The 21,072-nt window shown below is 61.4% G+C and carries 13 protein-coding genes and 1 tRNA gene; 9 read left to right on the top strand and 5 right to left on the bottom strand.

The annotated features are described in order from the left end of the window. Positions 1 to 58 precede the first annotated feature (58 nt). Complete coding sequence (locus ACQRC0_RS05555; RefSeq protein WP_427728454.1) at positions 59 to 3,103, bottom strand: insulinase family protein; 3,045 nt, start codon at positions 3,101 to 3,103, stop codon at positions 59 to 61. A gap of 576 nt (positions 3,104 to 3,679) precedes the next feature. Between ACQRC0_RS05555 and ACQRC0_RS05550 the strand changes: the two genes are divergently transcribed. Further along, positions 3,680 to 5,146, top strand: coding sequence for an ATP-binding protein (locus ACQRC0_RS05550; protein WP_152067326.1), 1,467 nt, complete (start codon positions 3,680 to 3,682; stop codon positions 5,144 to 5,146). Positions 5,147 to 5,246: 100 nt separating this feature from the next. Here ACQRC0_RS05550 and ACQRC0_RS05545 read toward each other — a convergent pair whose 3' ends face one another. Continuing rightward, on the bottom strand, positions 5,247 to 5,738 hold the full coding sequence (locus ACQRC0_RS05545; RefSeq protein WP_427728452.1) for a hypothetical protein: 492 nt from the start codon (positions 5,736 to 5,738) through the stop codon (positions 5,247 to 5,249). A 215-nt stretch (positions 5,739 to 5,953) separates the two neighbouring features. On the opposite strand from ACQRC0_RS05545, the gene ACQRC0_RS05540 reads away from it, so the two are divergent. Beyond that, entirely contained in the window at positions 5,954 to 7,036 is a 1,083-nt protein-coding gene (locus ACQRC0_RS05540; RefSeq protein WP_427728450.1) for an HNH endonuclease, read from the top strand. A gap of 445 nt (positions 7,037 to 7,481) precedes the next feature. Here ACQRC0_RS05540 and ACQRC0_RS05535 read toward each other — a convergent pair whose 3' ends face one another. Further along, positions 7,482 to 8,168 carry a DUF5710 domain-containing protein gene (locus tag ACQRC0_RS05535; protein WP_427728448.1) on the bottom strand — a complete coding sequence of 229 codons (687 nt, stop codon included), beginning with the start codon at positions 8,166 to 8,168 and terminating at the stop codon, positions 7,482 to 7,484. A 387-nt stretch (positions 8,169 to 8,555) separates the two neighbouring features. Here ACQRC0_RS05535 and ACQRC0_RS05530 point away from each other — a divergent pair, with 387 nt between their 5' ends. Further along, positions 8,556 to 9,569, top strand: a complete 1,014-nt coding sequence (locus tag ACQRC0_RS05530) for a hypothetical protein (protein WP_154517598.1) — start codon at positions 8,556 to 8,558, stop codon at positions 9,567 to 9,569. Positions 9,570 to 10,114: 545 nt separating this feature from the next. Here the strand turns inward: ACQRC0_RS05530 and ACQRC0_RS05525 are convergent. Further along, a tRNA-Val gene (locus ACQRC0_RS05525) sits at positions 10,115 to 10,189 on the bottom strand. Between the two features lie 290 nt (positions 10,190 to 10,479). On the opposite strand from ACQRC0_RS05525, the gene ACQRC0_RS05520 reads away from it, so the two are divergent. Continuing rightward, a complete protein-coding gene (locus ACQRC0_RS05520) occupies positions 10,480 to 11,502 on the top strand; it encodes a DMT family transporter (RefSeq protein ID WP_427728446.1) in 1,023 nt (340 codons plus the stop codon). Positions 11,503 to 11,584: 82 nt separating this feature from the next. Further along, entirely contained in the window at positions 11,585 to 12,916 is a 1,332-nt protein-coding gene (glmM, locus tag ACQRC0_RS05515; RefSeq protein WP_154517601.1) for a phosphoglucosamine mutase, read from the top strand. A 205-nt stretch (positions 12,917 to 13,121) separates the two neighbouring features. Here the strand turns inward: glmM and ACQRC0_RS05510 are convergent, their stop codons facing one another. Then, positions 13,122 to 14,696 (bottom strand): carboxypeptidase M32, encoded by a 1,575-nt coding sequence (locus tag ACQRC0_RS05510; RefSeq protein ID WP_427728443.1) that lies wholly within the window; start codon positions 14,694 to 14,696, stop codon positions 13,122 to 13,124. A 505-nt stretch (positions 14,697 to 15,201) separates the two neighbouring features. Here ACQRC0_RS05510 and pheS point away from each other — a divergent pair. The 4 genes from pheS to ACQRC0_RS05490 all read left to right on the top strand — a co-directional run bounded on the left by pheS (position 15,202) and on the right by ACQRC0_RS05490 (position 21,059). Continuing rightward, on the top strand, positions 15,202 to 16,278 hold the full coding sequence (gene pheS / locus ACQRC0_RS05505; RefSeq protein ID WP_154517607.1) for a phenylalanine--tRNA ligase subunit alpha: 1,077 nt from the start codon (positions 15,202 to 15,204) through the stop codon (positions 16,276 to 16,278). Between the two features lie 181 nt (positions 16,279 to 16,459). After that, positions 16,460 to 18,913 (top strand): phenylalanine--tRNA ligase subunit beta, encoded by a 2,454-nt coding sequence (pheT, locus tag ACQRC0_RS05500; protein WP_427728441.1) that lies wholly within the window; start codon positions 16,460 to 16,462, stop codon positions 18,911 to 18,913. Between the two features lie 246 nt (positions 18,914 to 19,159). After that, on the top strand, positions 19,160 to 20,245 hold the full coding sequence (gene cbiM, locus ACQRC0_RS05495) for a cobalt transporter CbiM (protein WP_427728439.1): 1,086 nt from the start codon (positions 19,160 to 19,162) through the stop codon (positions 20,243 to 20,245). Next, on the top strand, positions 20,223 to 21,059 hold the full coding sequence (locus tag ACQRC0_RS05490; RefSeq protein WP_427728437.1) for an energy-coupling factor transporter transmembrane component T: 837 nt from the start codon (positions 20,223 to 20,225) through the stop codon (positions 21,057 to 21,059). The genes cbiM and ACQRC0_RS05490 overlap by 23 nt, the downstream gene beginning before the upstream one ends. The last annotated feature ends 13 nt before the right edge of the window (positions 21,060 to 21,072 follow it).

Here is a 21,072-nt window from a genome sequence, read left to right as displayed (position 1 = left end):
GCGGCAAAAGAAAAGGTAGATTTTCAGGCATGTCCCAAAAATCTACCTTTGCTGTGCGTTAGCCCAGCAGGTCGATGACGTTGAAGCCGGCGTTGCTCTTGGCGATGACGTCTCGGCCGCCAAAGACGCAGGTGGGCGAGACGGCTGCGATGCGCGTAACGTCGGCGCCGAGCGAGCGCAGCTCACCGGGCGTGGCGGCGAGCATCTGGGCGCGGCGCTCCTCGCGTGCATGCGGATCGAGTCCGGCCAAGTAGGTCGTGTTGCGGCGTTTGGTGAGCGCGTACGGCTTCACCGGCGCGTCCATGCCGCTCACGCAGCTCACGATAAAGCCCTCAAAGGCTGCCTCGTCGGGCTCAAAACCGCCGAGCCATTCGCCTGCGCGCGCCACGCGCTCAATCGAGGGGTCGATTGCCGGGTCGCGGTAGGTGTAGAACGCGGCCTGACGCTCGCCTGCCGCGCGGAATCCGCAGCCGTAAGCCCCGCCCTTCACGCGGATCTCGTTCCACAGGTAGTCGTAGGAGAGCGCGTTGGCGGCAACCGCCCAGGCGCCCGTCACGTCGAGCCCCAAGCGACGCGGGTCGCATGCGCTTGCCGCAAAGCAGATGTCGCTGGGGATGACAAAAGCCTCGTGGCGGTCGCACGGCGTCGGCACCACGAGCGTGTCGCGGCCGGCAACAGCACCGTTGCCCGCGCCCAACCCCAGGTCGCCCGCGGCGGCCCAGTACGCGTCAAAGTCCTCATCGCTGCCGGTAAAGCTCGCCAGACAGCCATCGGACACAAAGATGCGGCCTGCCAGCTCGGCAAGCTTGGCGCGCAGGTCGTCCAGGCGCTCATCAAAGTGGTCGAGCAGATCGCGCAGGAACAGGTAGAAGTCCACGCCCGAAAGCTGCTCGCGCACCACGGCCGAAGGCGAACTGTAGCTCATCGCGCGACCGAGCGCCGCCGAGTGACCGTTGTTAATGAAGCCCTGCTCAAGCCCAATGCGAATCTGCGTGAGCACGTCGCGCACGCGGTCGGCGTCGGCATCAAGCAACAGCGTGCTCGACCACACCTCGCGCGGCAGGCTCGCCAGCGCATCGATCTTTTCGGACAGGGCGCCGGCGCTCACCAGCAGGTAGGGGCGCACGCCGTCCACGTCGGGCTGGGTCATGACCTCGGTCGTAAAGCTCAAAAAGCCCAGCTTGCCGGCGATAAGGTTGTCGAGCTCCTCGGCCGAGTGCTCGCTCGTGGGCAACTGCTTGAGCAGGCGGCAGAGCAGGGTCACATAGGGCAGGTCCTCAAACGCGACGCAGCTCAGGTCGAAATACTGCATGGCGTAGGCCAAGCGGTTGGTGGGGATGCCGTGGCGCAGGCAGGGGATGGGCGCGGTCGTGTCCACGACCAGCGGCGGCTCGGGGCGCGCCTCGCCAATGTCGGACACGCGCAGGCGTGGCAGCGTGGCCTTGGCCTCGGGCGCGTCATCCGCCTCCTGCGCGGCGCGCAGCGCAGCCGTGCGCTCGACCACATCGGCCAGCTCGGCATCGGTCATGGTATCGCGCTTGGCTGCCAGCTCGGCAGCCTCGGCACTCTCCGCACCCTCGGCGGCATCCACCGGCACCAGCTCGACCAGCGCCATGTGGTCATTCTCCAGCACCAGCTCGCGCAGCAGGTCCTCAAAGTAGCTGCCGTCCAGCTCGCCGCGCAGCTCCTCGTACACCGGGCCGTACTTGAGCGCCAGCGTCGCGGCGTCGTCATCGTAGAGCCAGGTGCTCAGCGCGTCGCACGCAATGGCCACGCCGTCGGCGATACCGTAGTCGCGCTGGCGCAGGTCGTATTCGTTGCTGCTGATGATGGCCTCCAGGCGCTCGCGCGGAACGCCGTGCTCGCACAGGTCGCGGCAGGCGTCCTGGAACACGCGGCGCAGCTCACGCGCCACGCCGGGCTGCGCGTTTTGCAGCATGATGAGCTCGTAGGGCTGCAGGCTCTCGGCCGCGGTGTAGCTCACCACGTTGCCGCCCAGGCCGGCGGCAAGAATGGCCTTCTTAACCGGCGCCTCGTTGGAACCCAGCAGTGCCTCGAACAGGATGTCCGCCGCGATCGTGCGCTTGCGGTCGAGCGCGCTGCCCAGCACAAGACCCAGGCCCACCAGGGCGTTCTCGGGTGTGGTGGCCATCTCGACGCGCTTGTACTCGCAGGTCACGGGCGCCTGCACGACCAGCGGATTGGGCGCCAGCGTGGACGGGTCCTCGCCGGCTGCAACGGCAGCGTCCATGCGGCGGCTCGCGGCACTCGGCTGCGACAGATAGCGCTCGTCCAAAAACGCCAGCGCGCGGTCCACGTCCAGGTCGCCGTAGAGCGTGATGTAGGAGTTGGAAGGATTGTAGTGGCGCGCGTGCGTGTCCAGGAACTGCTCGTAGGTGAGCGCAGGGATCGCGCGCGGGTCGCCGCCGCTCTCGTGCGCATAGGCGGTGTCGGGATAAAGCGCGGCGTTGACGGCGTCGTCCAGCACGCTCATGGGGTCGGACAACGCGCCCTTCATCTCATTGAAAACCACGCCGTTATAGTGTAGGGTTCCCTCGCGCAGGCTCGCGGAGCTGCCGTTGCCCTCGCCCTCGGCGCCCTTCGGCAGGTCCAGCTCGTAGTGCCAGCCCTCCTGCTCAAAAATGGTGGGCTTGGTATAGATGGCCGGGTTGAACACCGCGTCCAGGTACACGTCCATCAGGTTGTACAGATCCTGCTCGTTGGTGGTGGCAACGGGGTAGATGGTCTTGTCGGGGTAGGTCATGGCGTTGAGGAACGTCTGCATGGAGCTCTTGATCAGGTCGACAAACGGCTCCTTGACGGGAAACTTGGCCGATCCGCACAGCACCGAGTGCTCGAGGATATGGAACACGCCGGTGGAATCGGCCGGCGGCGTCTTAAAGCCAATGGCAAAAGCCTTGTTTTCGTCGTCGCACGCCAGGTACAGCAGGCGGGCGCCCGAGGCGGTGTGGCGCAGCACGTAGGCGTCCGAGTCGAGCTCGGGCACGGTCTCGCAGCGCTCGACGGCAAAGCCGTGACAGGTGGTGCCGGGCACCAGCAGCGCGGCGGCAGCGGCGCGCGGGTCGGTTGAGGTGGTGGGCATATGCAGTCTCCTTTGACGCCCCAGCGGGGGCGAATCGAGTCGAATCCTCGTGAGTATACCCATATGGGGCTGCGGCTCTGCGGCGAACTGGAGACGATGTCGGCGGATTGGACAAAGGCCCCGCGTGCCCGCCGCGCGAGCGTGGAAACTTGGACGCCTATCGAATGAGAGTGGATTTTCGGACGGAATCAGCCTCAAAACGTCCAAAAACCGTCCAAATATCCACCCTCATTTCCCGACCGTCCAAAATCCACGCTCATCCGCCGCCCGCGCATCTCTCATCTCTCATCTCTCATTCGTCACTAATACGAGAGATAACAGAAAGACGAGAGATGAATATGAGAGATAACTGAGCAGCAAAGAGACAAGAAATCACGGTATTGTCTCAATACTGATTGTTCTACCAGCAAAAACATGTTTAAATGAAACAGATGGTAGATATCTTATCTCTCATCTTTCACTCATCTCTAATACGAGAGATAACAGAGAGACAAGAGATAATTACGAGAGATAACTGAGAGACGAAGGAAATCTATTCGCGGCATTCTCCGCCGGACCGAGCGAAAGGACGTGCAGATGAACGAGAACGAACTGATCGGTCTGCTCGAGTCTTTAAGGCGCATGGGCTCGGACGATCTTAGCGTCGAGGTCAAAGAGAGCGCCACGACGCTTTCTCGCGACGTATGGGAAACGGTTAGCGCATTCGCGAATACCGCCGGCGGAATTATCGTGCTCGGCGTGAGCGAGCGCGCGGGCTTTGTCCCGGTTGAGGACTTTGAGACCGAGAAGGTGCTCAACCAATTTGTCGCAGGCATGGGTGATGCCGGCGGTCGCGGAAAACTGGCCAATCCGCCCAAATACACTATTGAGCGCGTGGAGCTTCGGGGCACCGTGGTTCTCGTTATCACGATTGAGGAGCTCGACCCGTCGAGCAAGCCCTGCTATGTAATAGAACGCGGCGCCCAGGGCGGCAGCTACAAGCGCATTGATGACAAAGACGTGCCACTTTCATCGACCGAGGTTTTGGCACTGTCGTCATACGAGCGGACGAGTCCTAGCGATCGCGATGCAGTGCCCGGCGCGGTTGCAGGCGATCTTGACGAGGCACTGGTCGATCGCACGATAGAGCGTGCTTTCTCGCTGACACCTCGGGCAATGCGCGGCGCGCCGGACAAGAAAACGAAGCTGGAGCGCCTGAATTTCCTCGACTCCCAGGGCAAAGTTACTAAGGCCGGGCTCCTGGCTGCGGGTGCCTATCCTCAGCAGTTCTATCCTAAGCTCTTTATCGATGTGGCGGTCTATGCCGGAACGCAGAAGGGCGCGGCGGGGTCGTTGAGGTTCATGGACCGTACGATCTGCGAGGGAACGTTGGGCGAAATGATCTCGGATGCCGTCGCGGCAGTCGCCAAGAATTTGCGGCGAACCTCGACGATCCAAGGCGTCTCGCGTGTCGACTCGCTGGAGATTCCCGAGGAGGTCCTGCGCGAGGCAATCGCCAACGCCGTAATCCACCGAGAATACGGAGATCGGTTCTGTGGGCAGTCGGTCGCTGTTGACGTCTTTGATGACCGTATCGAAGTGACGAACCCCGGCGGCCTATACGGAGGAAAGACTCGCGAGAACTTGTTTGACGGCAGCTCCCGGTGCCGCAACGCGACGCTCATGAAACTCATGTCGATTGTTCCGCTGCCGGATGGCGCAGGTTCGCCGGCTGAGGGCAATGGCTCGGGCATTCCGATGATGATCGACGCCATGTGTGCTCATGGTTTGGCCGAGCCCCTGTTCTGCCCGGGATTCGATCGGTTCAAAGTGGTTCTCTATCGCTCAAAGGTCGAGCCGGTCGACCACGGCGGTGACTTAATTGTGGCGGCACTTAAGCGTTGCGGTGAGCTGGGTACGCGCGAGTTGGCGGAGCACACAGGGCTCACAATTTCCCAGGTTAGGTCGCGCGTCAACACACTCATTGCTCAAGGCGAGCTTGAGCCTACAGCGCCGGCGACGAGTCGCAACCGCAAGTATCGACTGTCGGAGCGTGCGGAATAAATGCGCCAGCGGACGAGGTGACCCAATAATCGACTCTCGATTGGCGCCCGCTAAGGTAAGGCGGTTGTTGCCCAGTCGACGGCGAAGTTAAAAATCCGGCTTACGCTGGCATAGTCCCGAACCCATCCATCAGGAACAGCCTAAGAACCAGCTTGATGACATTTCCCGGTTTGATTTCTGCCGTGCCAAAGACGTGGCGCTCGGCGAGCTCGCTGCAGTATGCATAGATGTCGCGGATAAGGTCCGCGCCCGAAAGCGTAAACATGTAGCCCGCGTCCGAAAGTGCATTGGGCGCGGCGGGCAACTTGGCCATGTGGCAGAACGTTTGCAGGTCGGGCGCCATAACATTCTGGTAGTCGAGGTGGCCGCTGGCATCCTGTGCGGCAAGCTCCAATTGGCGCACAAAATCCAGCGCCGCCGCTAACACAAAGCTCGGCGTAGGCGCATTGACGTCCTCCGTGGTCGCCACGAGCCTGCCCGCCGCCTGCGTGACAAGCCAAGCGACCTCGCGCTGGCAGCGCACGGCCTTGCGCGTCACCGGCTTGATGGACGAAGAAGAAACGCTTCCCTTAGGCGGATTCGAAGCAGCCATAAGACCCTCCCATGAACAATCCGGCCCAATAAGCCCGGATGAAACATGTGCTACATCAGTATACAGGGGAGTGGGATAGCGGGGTATGAGCGCGCCAGCGGCAAACCGAGAGCATCAACGATGTGCCGATCGCGGAATGAGATCTCGTAATAATTGACTCTCGGCCATATTATTGAGGGGCATGACTCGCGTTCGTATGGTTGTAGGTGCTGGCGATGAACGACATTGACCTTGCTGCTCCGTTGATGGATGGACCAAGCTATGACCGTGCCTGCAGTCTCGTGCCTTCCGAATACGTTGAGGCATGGGAGTGGTTTCTGGGTGAGGAGCAGCGCGGCGGCGTTTGGACCAGCCTTCCGCACCGCACCAAGGAAGATAGCCCTCAGTATCAGTATCGTTTGAGAATTGGCGCGGACTTCTTTCCCGTAACGCGGGATTCAGGGATCTTCTGGCCGGGCCAGGATCGGGTGAAGCAAGATCCCAATAAGATCTTTGCGCTTTCGGTCCATAACTCTAAAAAGAGCTTCTACACCGATGTTCCTCCGCTCTATTTGGATGACGGTACGTGGGTCATTAAGTATTCGGTTCAAACGCCAGGTGTCGTTGGTTCTCGAGACCAGAATTACAACCGTAAAATGCTCAACTGCATGGAATATGGCGTTCCAGTTGGAGTCATATTTGCAACCGAGGTGGGCTATAAGGTGCTCGGCCTTGCGTTTGTTGAACGGTTTGAGCCCGAAAACGGCTGGTTTGTTCTGCATGGTCCCGTTCATAAAGGCGGGCCTGATCCTCGTTTTGCGTCCGACATGAGCTATCTGAAGCACATGTCAGCCGACATTGAGTTTGCCGGACAGAGTGCGACCGATGACGAAAAAGCTCGCTATGCGTTGAGACGCGAGCGATTGGGGCAGCAATGGTTCCGCAAGCAGCTCATTGCCGCCTATGATGGTCGCTGCGCGGTGTCGGGTTGTGGGGTTAACGAGGCACTGGAGGCTGCACATATCGAGAATTACTCGGGACCCAAATCGCAGGTTGCCAGCAACGGCATTCTACTTCGGCGCGACTTTCATGCTCTATTCGATGCTCATCTGATTTCGTTTGAGCCTGTTTGCGGCGAATATCGACTGTGCGGATCGTACCTGCTGGATAAGACCGACTACGCTTCCTTTGCAGGTGCGACGCTAAGGCAGCCGAATGAGCGTCAGTGGCGACCCAATGCGGTGTTTCTCGAGGCCCATCGCATTGAGTTTGATCGCTCGGAAAAGAAGCGTGAAAAGGCGGGGCTTCTGCCGTATTAGCGTATTTGGCTTCGGCGGTCTTTTACGATCGTGTTGTTTGATCGGATCGCGTGGCGATGCAATCTCGTGCACGCCCGCCGGTGCATGCTCTTCCTGATTTGGATAGCGAGAGAGGAGCGCGTGTGAGCTGGCGAGGCGATATTGCGATGGGGAAGTACGGAAAACTGCCGTGTGCCCTTATCGACAACAATATGTTTCCGGGCGTAGAGGTTGATTGCGGGTCGTTTGCCGTCGCCTGTCCTTATTGCGGCTCACAAATATCGTGTCTCGATATTCGGTTCATCGATGCGCGCGACAGACTCAGCGACGAAGTGAGAAAACGGACGGGCGTTCATATGCCGGTGTATCCGGAGAAATGCCCTGTTTGCGGCCTCGATATCGTGTATGACGTTTGCGACGAGGGATAGGCGATGCGGAGGAGCTGGCTGTGAAGGCCTCTCCGTCTCTACAAATAAATTCCCTCACCGAGCTTCTTGTGGAACTCGGCGTGATGGTCGCGTGCCCAGGTAAAGAGTGCCTGGTCAAAATTGGTACGCGTGGCCGGGACGCCAAAGACGCCGGCAACTTCGACGCGCACAAACTCCAGTGCCGGCAGCTTGTTGATGGCAGTGAGGGCAAACGGGGACGTGGGTTCTTCGAACAGATAGCGGCTGCCTTGCAGCGCGTCGCAACTGGTGCACGTGTTGCCGAGCGATGGGGCTTTGGAGGCTCGCGCGCCTACGGGCTTGTAGCCACAGCGCTTAGAAAGATAGTCGCGGATCTCGCCCGGGACGCAGCCAAGAGCGGGAACAATGGCGAGCGCGTTGGCATTGGCTGTGTCGATGGCAATATGCCCGGCCTTGTTGGGTGCGTGCGCAATGGCGATGCCCTCGCTGTCATCGGTTCGATAGGGAATGCCGAAGGCCGCGACCGAGGTCTCTTTGTGACATTTCCAGCATTCGCGCTTGCCCAGTACTAGATATATATACGGCGCAGAGGGGTCGGATCGGTCAACACCGGGCAGCCACTCGGCAAAGGGCTCGGGGTTGACGCCGCTGGGTACATACCAGATCTTCTTGGTCCGGTCCCATTTGGCGCCCAACGCTTTGGCTTCTTCTTTGTGTGAAAAGGGAACATCGAGCTCGGTGCGCATGGTGGCTCCTTGGTGCTGCAGGTGTAAGTGGCTCAAGGATACCGCAGGGTGTGGACGTTGTGGCGTTTTGCCGAGAAGCCGCGGTGCGGACTGGTTGGTTACGCCTTGGATAAACTGGCAAGTAGATGGTCGGCTTTTGGCCAGTTGGGCGGCAACCTTGCCAAAAGCTTGACGGATTGCGGTTTGGGCATCGGCGAATGAACACTTTGGCGCACCTCGGCGAAAAAACCGCCGGTCGTTTACCGGAAACTTAGCAGAACCGCCAGCCGCCGCCGGCGTGCGTGCTATCTTCGCGCCATGAGGTACTTTATCGTTTCACATAACGCCGCATTGGCGCTGTTGGCGCACATGCCGAACCCTCGCTTTGGGGATTCGGAGCCAGAGGTCGTGTCGATTGCAGGTGCCTGTGCGCTCTTGGACCAAGAAGCGCAGGAGGTTATCGATCGCTATGACCTGGGGATCGAAACGCTGGATTTGCTGGTGCCGTCGCGCGCCGGCCGTCGGCAGAGCAAGCATGTTAAGACGCATCTGTGCACCAACGAGCTCCCGGCGGGTTCGTTTATCTCGCTGGGCCACTGGATGGGCGACCTTGATGCGTATGTGTGCTCTCCCGAGCTGGCGTTTTTGCAGGCTGTGCACGATGGCGATGTGGCAGCGGCCGTCTATGCCGGCTATGCGATGACATCGGATTACCGGCTGGATAACCTTGCTCCCGGTGGGGTAACAGGCAGGGATGCGGGCATGCGCGATAGCAGGCTCACGACTAAGGAGCTCATCGCGGCGTATATCGAGAAGTCACCCAAGGTGAGGGGTATCGCGAAGGCAAAGGCGCTGCTTGCATATGTGATCGAGGGGTCGCGCTCTCCGAGGGAGTCGGGGCTCTGCATGTTTATGTCGCTGCCTGCGCGCTACGGCGGGTATGCATTGGGCAAGGCCGAACTTAACAAGAAGGTCTTCATTCGCGATGGATACAATGACGGACGTGATCACAAGCTTCGCGTGTTGGAGCGCACACCCGACATAACGCTTACGGCTAAAGTCGAGGTGGGCATGGATAAAGTAAAGGCCGGGCTGCTGCCAGAGGTGCTGACCGCGATGGTCGATTACGACAGCGATGCCATTCATGACGGACGCGAGAAGATTTACAAGGATGCCGAGCGCCGCAACGAGTTGGAGCTGTTGAGCGGCGTGGCACACTTCACCGTGACGACTGAGCAGGCAAATGACTACGACAAGCTCATTCGGCTGTGCGAACGCATCCGACGGAAGCTGCACCGGAACAAGCGACCCATTTTTAACAAGCCCATGAGCGAGGAGCAGCGATACTTTGCCCTCAAGCGCGTCGAAGCGAAGCGGTTTAAGCTTTGGCAGGCCGTAATCGAGGCGCGTCAACATTGGTAGGGGCGGTTGCTGGGCATGGGACCAAGGGCCTCATTGTCAGGTCTAATACTTTTCCCGAGAAGTGAACGAGTCAAAACGGACCCCCGAAACATCGACACTTTTGGTGGCTTATTTCCTGCGGTTTTATCATTGGAATCCTGCGGTTTTGGCTGTAAAAAGTGTGGATGCTTCAGGGGTCCAAATAAGGTCGTTCACTTCTCGGGAAAAGTATTAGACCTGGTTATGGGAAGGCTGTCCGGATGTGGCCGCGAGGCTTGCGAAGGCCAGATCGGGGCGGTCGCCAAGGCTGTTTGGGTAATTTTGGGGCTGATTGGGGCGGTCGCCGGGGTTGTCTGGGCGACTTTGGGTGTGGCAGGGGTAATTGCCGGCGATACCGAAGCAACTTGGGGTCTGCCGGGATGATTGCCGGTTATGTAGAGGCGGTATCAGCCTCGATTGGGATGGTTATTGGAGCTGCCGAAGCGGTTTTGGGTGCCACGGCGCCCTTTTGGCTTAGCACATAAAACAAAACAGCCCAGAGGCATAGCATCTGGGCTGCGAACATTTGGTGGGCGTTAGAAGATTTGAACTTCTGACCTCTTCCGTGTCAGGGAAGCGCTCTCCCCCTGAGCTAAACGCCCGATCAAGGGTGCGCAAGTGCGCAAGGGATAATATAACGGAGCTTGAACTCGGTGGCAAGAATATTTTTTAAAATCGCTAACGTTGTGGAATCAAAGGGCTTTGTCGCGCCCATTTTAAAAGAGCTCGCTGCCGTGATTTGGCTATCGCATAATGCAAAGCCGTTGCGATGCCGAACCATGGAAGAGACGTCCGCGGAATTGTCCTACCGATAAGCGGACAAGCCCCCAGCTGGTGCCTTCGCCGTGGTAAGGTAAGCCGAATTGTTTCCAGGCTGTTTCGGGGGAGCGGGATGAGCAAAGAGCGTGTCGAGCAGGTCGAAGGCGCAGGGGCTTCGGTGCCGATGACCGATATATCGAACATTGATGTGCCCGAGGGCACCGATGAGCTCAGCCGCAGCACCCGCCGTGCATGGCGCGACCGCCTCAACGATGCCCAGACGCGCAAGATGATCGTGGGCATGTTGGCTACGCTCGTGGGCGGCTCGTTTTGGGGCTTCTCGGGCACCAGCGCGAGTTTTTTGTTCGATACCTACCATGTCGATACGCTGTGGCTTATGAGCATACGACAGATTCTCGCCGGCCTGCTCTTTATGGTCGTGGTTGTCACGCGCGACCGCGCACGCCTGGTCAAGCTTTGGACGACGCCCGCTGATCGCAAGCAGCTGCTGCTCTTTACCGCTTTTGGCCTGCTCTTTAACCAGTTTTGCTATCTTTCGGCCGTGCGCCTGACCAATGCCGGAACCGCGACGGTCCTTCAGTGCCTGCAGCTGGTCATCATCATGGGATATACCTGCATCACCGATCGCCGCAAACCGCGCATGCGCGAGGTTATCGGTATTGGCCTGGCCCTTGGCGGCACGTTTTTGATCGCCACCGGCGGCGACCCCACGAGCCTGAGCATCTCGCCGCTCGGTCTGGTGGCGGGTCTTATGTGCGCGGTGAGCGCCACCTGCATGGCGGTGATTCCCGCCAAAATTCTGCCAGAATACGGCAGCCCCATCGTTACGGGCTCAGCCATGCTCACGGCAGGCGTGGTCTCGTGCGTTTTCGTGCAGCCGTGGGCCCATATGCCGGCGCTCGATGCCGCCGGCGTCGAGGCGCTCGCGGTGTTTGTGGTCGTGGGCTCGTTTTTGGCGTACATGCTCTATATGCAGGGCGTCAAGGACATCGGCTCGGTGCGCGCGAGCCTCATCGGGACCGTGGAGCCGGTCTCGGCAACCATTACCAGCGCCGTTATGCTGGGCACGGTATTTTTGCCGACCGACCTTATCGGCTTTGCCATGATTATCGTAATGATGTTTTTAACGGTGTAGCCCCCGCGGTTGCTATTAAAGGATAATGGGCTGGCGGCGCGTTGCTTTGGCGGCGCGCCTTTGTCTATAGAGAGGACCTCTTATGAAGTACTTTGGCACCGACGGATTTCGCGGCGAGGCCAACGTTGGGCTGACCGTGGAGCACGCGTACAAGATCGGCCGCTTTGTGGGCTGGTATTACGGCGCCAGGCGCGGGGCCAAGGCGCGCGTGATCGTGGGTAAGGACACGCGTCGCTCGAGCTATATGTTCGAGGCGGCGCTGGTGAGCGGTCTGGTTGCGAGCGGTGCAGACGCCTATATGCTGCATGTGATTCCTACGCCGGGCGTGGCGCACCAGACCGTGGAGGGCTGCTTCGATTGCGGCATCATGATCAGTGCGAGCCACAATCCGTTTTGCGATAACGGCATTAAGCTGGTCAACAGCGACGGCTTTAAGATGGACGAGGACGTGCTGGAGCTCATCGAGGACTACATCGATGGCAAGAGCGAGGTGCCGCTGGCCACGGGCAACCACATTGGCGCCACGGTTGACTACATGCAGGGCCGCAACCGCTACATCGCCTCGCTCATTGCAAGCGCGAACTTTTCGCTGCAGGGCGTCAAGATTGGCATTGACTGCGCCAACGGCTCGGCGTCCTCTGTCGCCAAGCCGGTGTTCGATGCGCTCGGCGCCGATGTGCGCGTGATTAACGCCGCACCCGACGGCTTTAACATTAACGTCGACTGCGGCTCTACGCATATGGAGCGCCTGCAGCGCCATGTGGTGGAGCAAGGCTTGGACGTGGGCTTTGCCTACGACGGCGATGCCGACCGCTGCCTGGCCGTGGACGAGCGCGGCCGCGTGGTCGACGGCGACCAGATTCTGTACGTGTGCGGCGTGTATCTTAACAAGCACGGGCGCCTCTCGGGCGGTACCGTGGTTCCGACAATCGCCAGCAACTTTGGCTTGATTAAGTCGCTGGAGCTTGCCGGCCTGAGTGCCGTGACCAGCGGCGTGGGCGACCGCCACGTGTATGCCAAGATGCGCGAGGGCGGCTACAGCCTGGGTGGCGAGCAGACGGGCCATACGATCTTTGGCGATATCGAGCGTACGGGCGACGGCATAATGACCTCGCTGCGTGTGATGGAAGTGATTCGTGCCGAACGCGAGACGCTTTCGCAGCTCGCGGTGCCGTGTAAGCTGCTGCCGCAGGCGCAGGTTGCCGTACGCGTGGCGGACAAGGATGCTGCGCTGGGCAACATGGGCGTGCAGGCCGCCATTGCCGAGGCCGAGGCGTCGCTGGCGGGCGAGGGCCGCGTGCTGGTGCGCAAGAGCGGAACCGAGTCGGTGATTCGCGTTTTGGCCGAGGCCCCCGACCAAGACGCCGCCGACGCCGCCATGAAGCGCATCGCCGCCGCGCTGGAGGCTCTGTAGTTACGCGGTTTTACCAAACCGCGTAACCGCTCGACGCTACAAACGGCCCCAAGCGGCAATCTGGCGTTCAATTTCAAGGGCGCGACCAGAAGGTCAGCGCCCTTTCATTTCACGTCACCTTGCTCGCTTGGGGCCGTTTTCGCTGACGTTGCCAAGACATCGACGTCAACATGGTTGGCGTTGGCGATGGCGTGCTGGTCAATCCTTACAGCTGGTACAGCGTGGTGAACTTGTCCTGCAGGTAGCTGCAGTAGTAGCGGGCATCGAATGCCATACCGCACGCGCCCTTGATGAGCTCCGGCGCGTCCTTGGCGCGGCCCCACTGCCAAATGTGCTCGCCCAGCCAAGCGCGGACGGGTGTCAGGTCGCCGCTCGCACAGGCGCCGTTAAGGTCGACACCGTCGCGGCACATGGCCGGCACAAACATGGCATCGTAGGCGCTGCCCAGCGCATACGTGGGGAAGTAGCCAAACGAGCCGCCGCTCCAGTGCGTATCCTGCAGGCAGCCGCGCGTGTCGTCGGGAACAGGAATGCCCAGGTACTCGTCCATAAAGCGATTCCAAAGCGCGGGGATGTCCTTGGCCGTGGCCTCGCCGGCAAACAGCATGCGCTCAATCTCGTAGCGCACCATAATATGCAGCGGGTAGGTGAGCTCGTCGGCCTCGGTACGGATCAGCGACGGCCGAGCGATGTTCACGGCGTGGTAGAGCGTGTCCTCGTCCACGTTGCCGTAGACCTCGGGCGCGTGACGGCGCAGCACTTCGAGCAGCGGGCCCATAAAAGCGCGACTACGGCCTACGGTGTTCTCGAAAAAGCGGCTCTGGCTCTCGTGAATGCCCATGGAGGTGCCGCCCTCCAGACACGTGCGCGCGTAAGCGGGATTGACGCCCAGCTCGTACATGGCGTGCCCCGCCTCGTGGATGATGCTATAGACGTTGGAGATGCAGTCGTCCTCGTAGATGTGCGTGGCGATGCGCGCATCGCCCACCGAGAAGCCCTCGCTAAACGGGTGCTCGGTAAAGGCGAGCGTGGTGTCGTCCAGGTTAAGGCCGACGAGCTTCATCAGGTCGAAGCTCATGGCGCGCTGGGCGGCCTCGGGCACGCGGGCATGCAAAAAGTCGGCAGTAGGCTGCTGTCCGTGCTCGCCGATGGCGTGCACGAGCGGCACGACGGTGGCCTTGACCTCGTCACAAAACGCATCGAAGCTCTTGGCGGAAAGGCCGCGTTCGTACTGGTCGAGCCAAACATCGTATGGGTCGCGCTTGGGGTCCATGAGCTCGGCCTGATGCTTGAGCTGGGCGACGATTCTATCCACGTAGGGCTCAAAGCTCGCCCAGTCGTTGGCCGTCTTGGCCTTGTGCCACACGGCGTCGGCCTCGCAGGTGAGCCTGGTCCAGGCCTCGGCCTCCTCAGTAGGGATAACGCTTGCCTCGCGCTGGTCGCGGCCGAGCACACGGATCTCGTCGAGCAGCTGCGGGTCGTCGATCTTGCCGCCGGCGACGGTCTCGTGTGCCAGCGAGCCTACAAGCTCGACGGACTTTTTGCTGGTCAGGAGCTTGTGATGTTCGCCGGCAAGGGTGCCCATGGCATCGGCGCGGGCCGCAGCGCCGTTGGCGGGGGCAATCGTCGCGCCATCGAACTCGGCAATCTTGAGCAGGTACTCGCGGGTCCATAGTTTGCCTTCGAGCTTGCGGAGCTTCTTGATGCCCTTGCCCGCCTTGGCGTTCTTAGAGGCCTTGGCCACGGCGGCCTTGGCCTTCTTATCGAGTTTCTTTCCCATACCTATATCCTTGATCTCGCAGACCGGACGCCACGGGTGGGCGTGCGGCCAGTTTGCACAGCTACCTGCCTTGTACCCAGTGCGAACAAAACGGAACGCGGCGATATGCTCGCAGAATGTGTTATCCTATAGCCCAATGCGTTGACGGAGAGGGTTTTGCCCGCCGCGTCGCCGGCAAGAGAGGGAAGGTCATGGGCTGCAAGCCTTCCTGCGGTGGCAAGGGCCAAGCGTTCACTCCCGAGCAGCAACCTCAACGGGCGCGCGGCCAGTGGCGGCGAAGCCCCAGTAGGGAAGCCGTGAGCCTCGCGATAAGGGGCACAGAGTGGGCACGGCGGGCCAGACATCCGCCGGGTCAAACAAGGTGGTACCGCGGAATTCAACCGTCCTTGGGCAATGCACATGCCCGAGGACGGTTTTTTGTTACCGAACCGGGCCGCGTTTTTGCAACGCCAGACGGCGGCAGTCGTCCTGGCGAGCGGGGAACGCGAGAGACGAAAGGGAAGACATGAGTCTGATTGATGATCTGGTCAAACTCGAGGAAGAGGCCAAGGAGCTCGTCGCAGGCGCCGACGACGCCGCCAAGCTCGAGGCTGCGCGCGTTGAGCTGCTCGGCCGCAAGGGTCGTATTACCGGCCTGATGCGCATGATGGGCAAGCTCGCCCCCGAGGATCGCCCCGTGATGGGCAAGCGCGCCAACGAGATGCGCCAGCTGATCGAGGGCATGCTCGACGAGCGCACCACCGAGATGAAGGCCGCCGCCCTCAAGCACGCACTCGAGCACGAGGCCGTCGACATCACGCTGCCGGGCATTCGTCCGCAGATCGGCCACCAGCACCTGATCAAGCAGATCATCGAGGAGGCCGAGGATATATTTAGCGGTATCGGCTACACCGTCGAGTCCGGTCCCATGGTCGACACCTCCTACTACAACTTCACCGCGCTCAACGCCCCCATGGATCACCCGAGCCGCTCGGCCCGCGACACCTTCTATGTGGTCGACAACAACCCCGGCAGCGTCGCGCACCCCGAGGCGCATGCCCACGGCGAGTCCGACGTGCTGCTGCGCACCCAGACCTCGGGCGTGCAGATTCACACCATGGAGTCGCAGAAGCCGCCCATCTACATGATCTGCCCGGGCACCGTCTACCGTCCCGACACGGCCGACGCCTGTCACCTGCCGCAGTTCAACCAGATCGAGGGCCTGGTCGTCGACGAGGGCATCACCTTTGGCGATCTTAAGGGCACGCTCGACTACTTTGTTAAGTGCATGTTTGGCGAGGACCGCAAGACGCGTTACCGCCCGCATTTCTTCCCCTTCACCGAGCCTTCCTGCGAGGTGGACGTGAGCTGCCACGTCTGCGGCGGCAAGGGCTGCAACTTCTGCAAGCACAGCGGCTGGATCGAGATCTTGGGCTGCGGCATGGTCGACCCCAACGTCCTGATCAACTGCGGCATCGACCCCGAGAAGTACACCGGCTTCGCCTTTGGCATTGGCGCCGAGCGCGTCGCTGCCCTGCGCTACGACCTGCCCGACCTCAGAACGCTCATGACAGGCGATATGCGTTTCCTGAATCAGTTTTAAGTTGACCTGTCCCGGCGGCTTCCCGAGCCGCCGCACCTTGCCCCTCAAACCGTCGCTTGCGTACCCAAGTACGCGGCGCTCCTCTTTCGGGGCAATCTGCGGCACCTCGGAAACCCGTCTCCGTAGCTGGAGTTTTCCGTCTGTTTATTGCAGACGTTACAGATGAAAGGAGACCAGTTAGATGCGTGTTTCTTACGACTGGCTCAAGACCATGATCGATATTCCGGAGGATCCCAAGACCCTTTCGGACGAATATATCCGTACCGGCACCGAGGTCGAGGCGATCGACACCGTGGGCGAGTCCTTCGACCATGTGGTGACTGCCAAGGTGCTTACCAAGACCCCGCACCCCGATAGCGACCATATGTATGTGTGCTCGGTCGACGTGGGTGACAAGAACCTCGACGCCGACGGCAACCCCGCTCCGCTGCAGATCGTCTGCGGCGCGCAGAACTTTGAGGCCGGCGACCACATCGTCACGGCCATGATCGGCGCTGTCCTGCCCGGCGACGTCAAGATCAAGAAGAGCAAGCTTCGCGGCGTCGTGTCCATGGGCATGAACTGCTCCGCGCGCGAGCTCGGCCTGGGCGGCGACCACTCCGGCATTATGATCCTGCCCGAGGATACGCCCTGCGGCATGCCGTTTGCCGAGTACGTGGGCTCGAGTGATACCGTGCTCGACTGCGAGATCACGCCCAACCGCCCCGACTGCCTGTCCATGATTGGCATGGCCCGCGAAACCGGTGCCATTTTCGATCGCGATTTCCACGTTGAGCTGCCCGCCATCAAGGCGGAGACCGGCCGCGCGACCGACGACGAGCTTTCGGTCGAGATCGCCGACGAGGGCCTGTGCGACCGCTATGTCGCCCGCATTGTGCGCAACGTGAAGGTCGGCCCCTCGCCCGACTGGATGGTCAAGCGCCTTAACGCCCTGGGCGTGCGTCCGCACAACAACATCGTCGACATCACCAACTATGTGATGATGCTCACCGGTCAGCCGCTGCACGCCTTTGACCTGGACACCTTTGCCGAGCGCGAGGGCAGGCGCCGCGTGGTGGTTCGCGCCGCCCAGCAGGATGAGAAGTTCACGACCCTCGACGGCGAGGAGCGCACGCTCGACGCCGGCATGGGCCTTATCACCGACGGCGAGCGCCCCGTGGCGCTGGCCGGCGTTATGGGCGGCATGGATTCCGAGATCGAGGACGACACCGTCGACGTGATGGTCGAGAGCGCCTGCTTCGACGCCGGCCGCACCTCGCACACCAGCCGCGACCTGTCGTTGATCTCCGACGCTTCCATCCGCTTTGAGCGCCAGGTCGATGAAACCGGCTGCGTGGATGTGGCCAATGTTGCCTGCGCGCTCATCGAGGAGATCGCCGGCGGCGAGGTCGCTCCCGGCTACGTAGATGTGTTCCCCGCGCCCAAGACCATCGACAGCATTAAGCTGCGTTTGGCCCGCGTGCACGCCATCTGCGGCGCCGACATCGAGCCTGATTTTATCGAGCGCTCGCTCACCCGCCTGGGCTGCACCGTCGAGCGCGACGGCGAGGACTTTATGGTTACCCCGCCGAGCTTCCGCCCCGACCTGCCGCGCGAGATCGACCTGATCGAGGAGGTCCTGCGCCTGTGGGGCATGGGCCGCGTGACGGCGACCATCCCGGCTGCCAAGAACCACATCGGTGGCCTGACCCGCGAGCAGAAGCTTACCCGCAAGGTCGGCGAGATCCTGCGCGCCTGCGGCCTCAACGAGACCACGACCTTTGGCTTTGCCGCGCCGGGCGACCTGGAGAAGATCGGCATGTCCACCGAGGGCCGCGGCTGCCCCGTGGTACTTATGAACCCGCTGGTGGCCGAGCAGACCGAGATGCGCCGCTCGCTGCTGCCGGGCCTGCTGCAGTCTGTGGCCTATAACGAGGCCCATGGCACGCCCAACGTGCACCTGTACGAGGTCGGCAGCCTGTTCCACGGCCGCGAGAACGCCAGCCTGCCCAAGGAGACTAAGTCCGTGGCGGGCGTGCTCTCGGGCCAGTGGAGCGAGCAGTCTTGGAACATGAAGTACCGCAAGCTGCGTTTCTTCTTTGGCAAGGGCATTGTCGAGGAGCTGCTCGCCCAGCTGCGCATCGAGAAGGTTCGCTTCCGTCCCGTCGAGGGCGAGGGCTATGCCTTCTTGCAGCCGGGCCGTGCCGCCGAGGTTCTGTCTGGCGGCACCGTGCTGGGCTGGGTCGGCGAGATCCACCCCGAGGCGCGCGAAGCTATGGGCATCGACGAGGTCGTCGTTGCCTTTGAGCTCGACCTGGACAAGCTGATCAAGGGCGCCCGCAACCAGGAGAACTACCGCGAGTTCTCGCAGTACCCGGCTGTTGAGCACGATCTTGCTATCGTGGTCGACAACTCCGTGACTTGCGAGGACCTTGAGCGCCGCATTACCAGCGCCGGCGGCAAGCTGCTCGAGGGTGTGCGTCTGTTCGACGTCTACCGCGATCCGGTCCGCGTGGGCGTGGGCAAGAAGTCCATGGCCTTTGCGCTTACGTATCGCTCCGACGACCACACGCTTACCAGCGAAGAGGTCGAAAAAGCGCACCAGAAGATCGTCACCAAGGTGTGCAAGGGCGTAAACGGCGAGGTCCGCGGCTAGGCCCTGCACTGGGGTATGGGTCAGCGGTGGCTGCTGCCGAGCCTTACGTGACTGCTATCCTCGGTATAAGGCACTGCTGAGCCTGCATATATGACACGCGCATTACATAACGGCGTGCTGCTTTGTCGGCAGTGCGCCGTTTTGCTATGATAGCCCGTGGCGTGTTACGAATCTGACAATACGTAACACTGGCAAGGTGATTTAAGCGGCGTTGTAATTCTGTGCGCCGATAACCGGGAGGCGTACATGCACATTCCAGATAATTATCTGTCCCCGCAGACCGATGCCGTCATGGCAGTGGCGATGGTGCCCGTTTGGGTTCACTGCATCAAAAAGGTGCGCGCCACGCTCGATCGCGAGCACATGGCGTTTCTGGGTATCTGCGCCGCGTTCTCCTTTTTGCTCATGATGTTCAATGTGCCGCTGCCCGGCGGTACCACGGGTCACGCCGTCGGCGGCGCGCTCATCGCGCTGCTGCTGGGCCCGGAGGCCGCGGCCATCGCGGTTTCGGTCGCGCTGGCGCTGCAGGCGCTGCTGTTTGGCGACGGCGGCATCCTGTCCTTTGGCGCCAACTGCTTTAACATGGCCTTCGTGCTGCCGTTTGCCGCCGCTATCGTGTTCCGTGCGCTCAACAGCCGTTTGCACGACAAGAGCTGGGGCACCTCGGTTTCGGCCGTCGTAAGCGGTTGGGTCGGCCTGTGCCTGGCGGCCCTGTGCACGGCGATCGAGTTTGGTATTCAGCCGATGTTCTTTACCAACGCTTCGGGCGCTCCGCTGTACTGCCCCTTCCCGCTGTCTATTGCAATCCCTGCCATGATGGTCCCGCATATGCTGGTTGCCGGCGTGGTCGAGGGCGTGGCGACGGCTGCGATCTACGGTTTCATTAAGAAGACGGCGCCGAGCGTTATCGTCGGGCCCGAGGCCGCCGATGGCCAGCTTGCTGCCGAGGGCGCTGCTGCCAAGAAGACCTCGCTGGTCCCCACGCTCATCCTGGTCGCCGTGCTTGTCGTGGCCACGCCGCTCGGCTTGCTGGCCACCGGTGACGCATGGGGCGAGTGGGACGCTGAGGGCGCCGCGACCGCCGTTCAGGAGGCTGGTGACGACAGTCTGCAGACTTCGGTCGGTCTCGATACCCCGACCTTTGCCGATGCCCTGCCCACGGGCGATTATCTGCAGGCCTATTCCGAGGAGCAGGGCCTTGGCTTTGCCGGCCAGGCCGCGATGTATATTCTTTCGGGCGTGATTGGCGTGGCGGTGCTCACCATCGCATTCCGTCTGGTCTCGCTAACGGTCAAGGAAAGCGGAGCCCATGGCGACGGTCGAGCTGCCTAGCTGGCTTGCGGCCGAGCAGCGTTATGAGCCCGCGGGGGCTCGGCATCGTGTGATGCAAAAGAATGTCCTGCATCTGGCGAGCCTGCTTGAGCGGGTTCGCCTAGGTGGCGGCGTGCATAAGGGCGGGTCGATTATCGACCGCGCCCTTTCTGCCGTTTCGGCGCCAGTGCGTTTGGTGGGGATGTTCGTCTGCGTCCTGTGCGTATGCCTGACGCAGAGCCCGCTGTACTTGATGCTGATGACAGCGATCGCATTGGTGCTCGTTGCGGTGCGCCCCGTACGCGGGCTGCGCGCGATCTTTGTGCCGGCGTTGGCTGCCGCGGGGTTTGCCGTGGTTTTGGCGCTGCCGGCCCTGCTGCTGGGTGCTTCTGCCACGGGCGCCATGCTCAAGATTGCGCTCAAGACATTCATTAACGTGACGCTGGTGCTGGGTGTTTCGTGGACGCTTACCTGGAGTCGCATGTCGGCCGCGCTTAAGATGCTGCACCTGCCCGACGAGGTTATCTTTACGTTTGATATGGCGCTCAAACACATCGAGGTGCTGGGTCGCACGGCGCACGACCTGTGCGAATCGGTCATGCTTCGCAGTGTGGGCCGTGCGCCTGCAGGATTTTCGCGTACCGATTCGATCGCGGGTATCATGGGCATGACCTTTATCAAGGCGATGGAATGCAGCCGCGCGATGGACGAGGCTATGCTTTGCCGCGGTTTTGCCGGCGCATATCCGGCGCCTACACGGAACGGCTTTGGCTGGCGCGACGCGGTCTATGCGGCCGTTGTGGTGCTGCTCGCCGTGTTGTGCGCGGTGCTGTAGCGCGGGCGGTCAA

Origin of the sequence: Collinsella sp. SGI.033, assembly GCF_050315135.1 — a bacterium.
Lineage (GTDB): Bacteria > Actinomycetota > Coriobacteriia > Coriobacteriales > Coriobacteriaceae > Collinsella.
The sequence above is the reverse complement of the archived record's forward strand: the minus strand, read 5'-3'. Positions and strand labels throughout refer to the sequence as shown.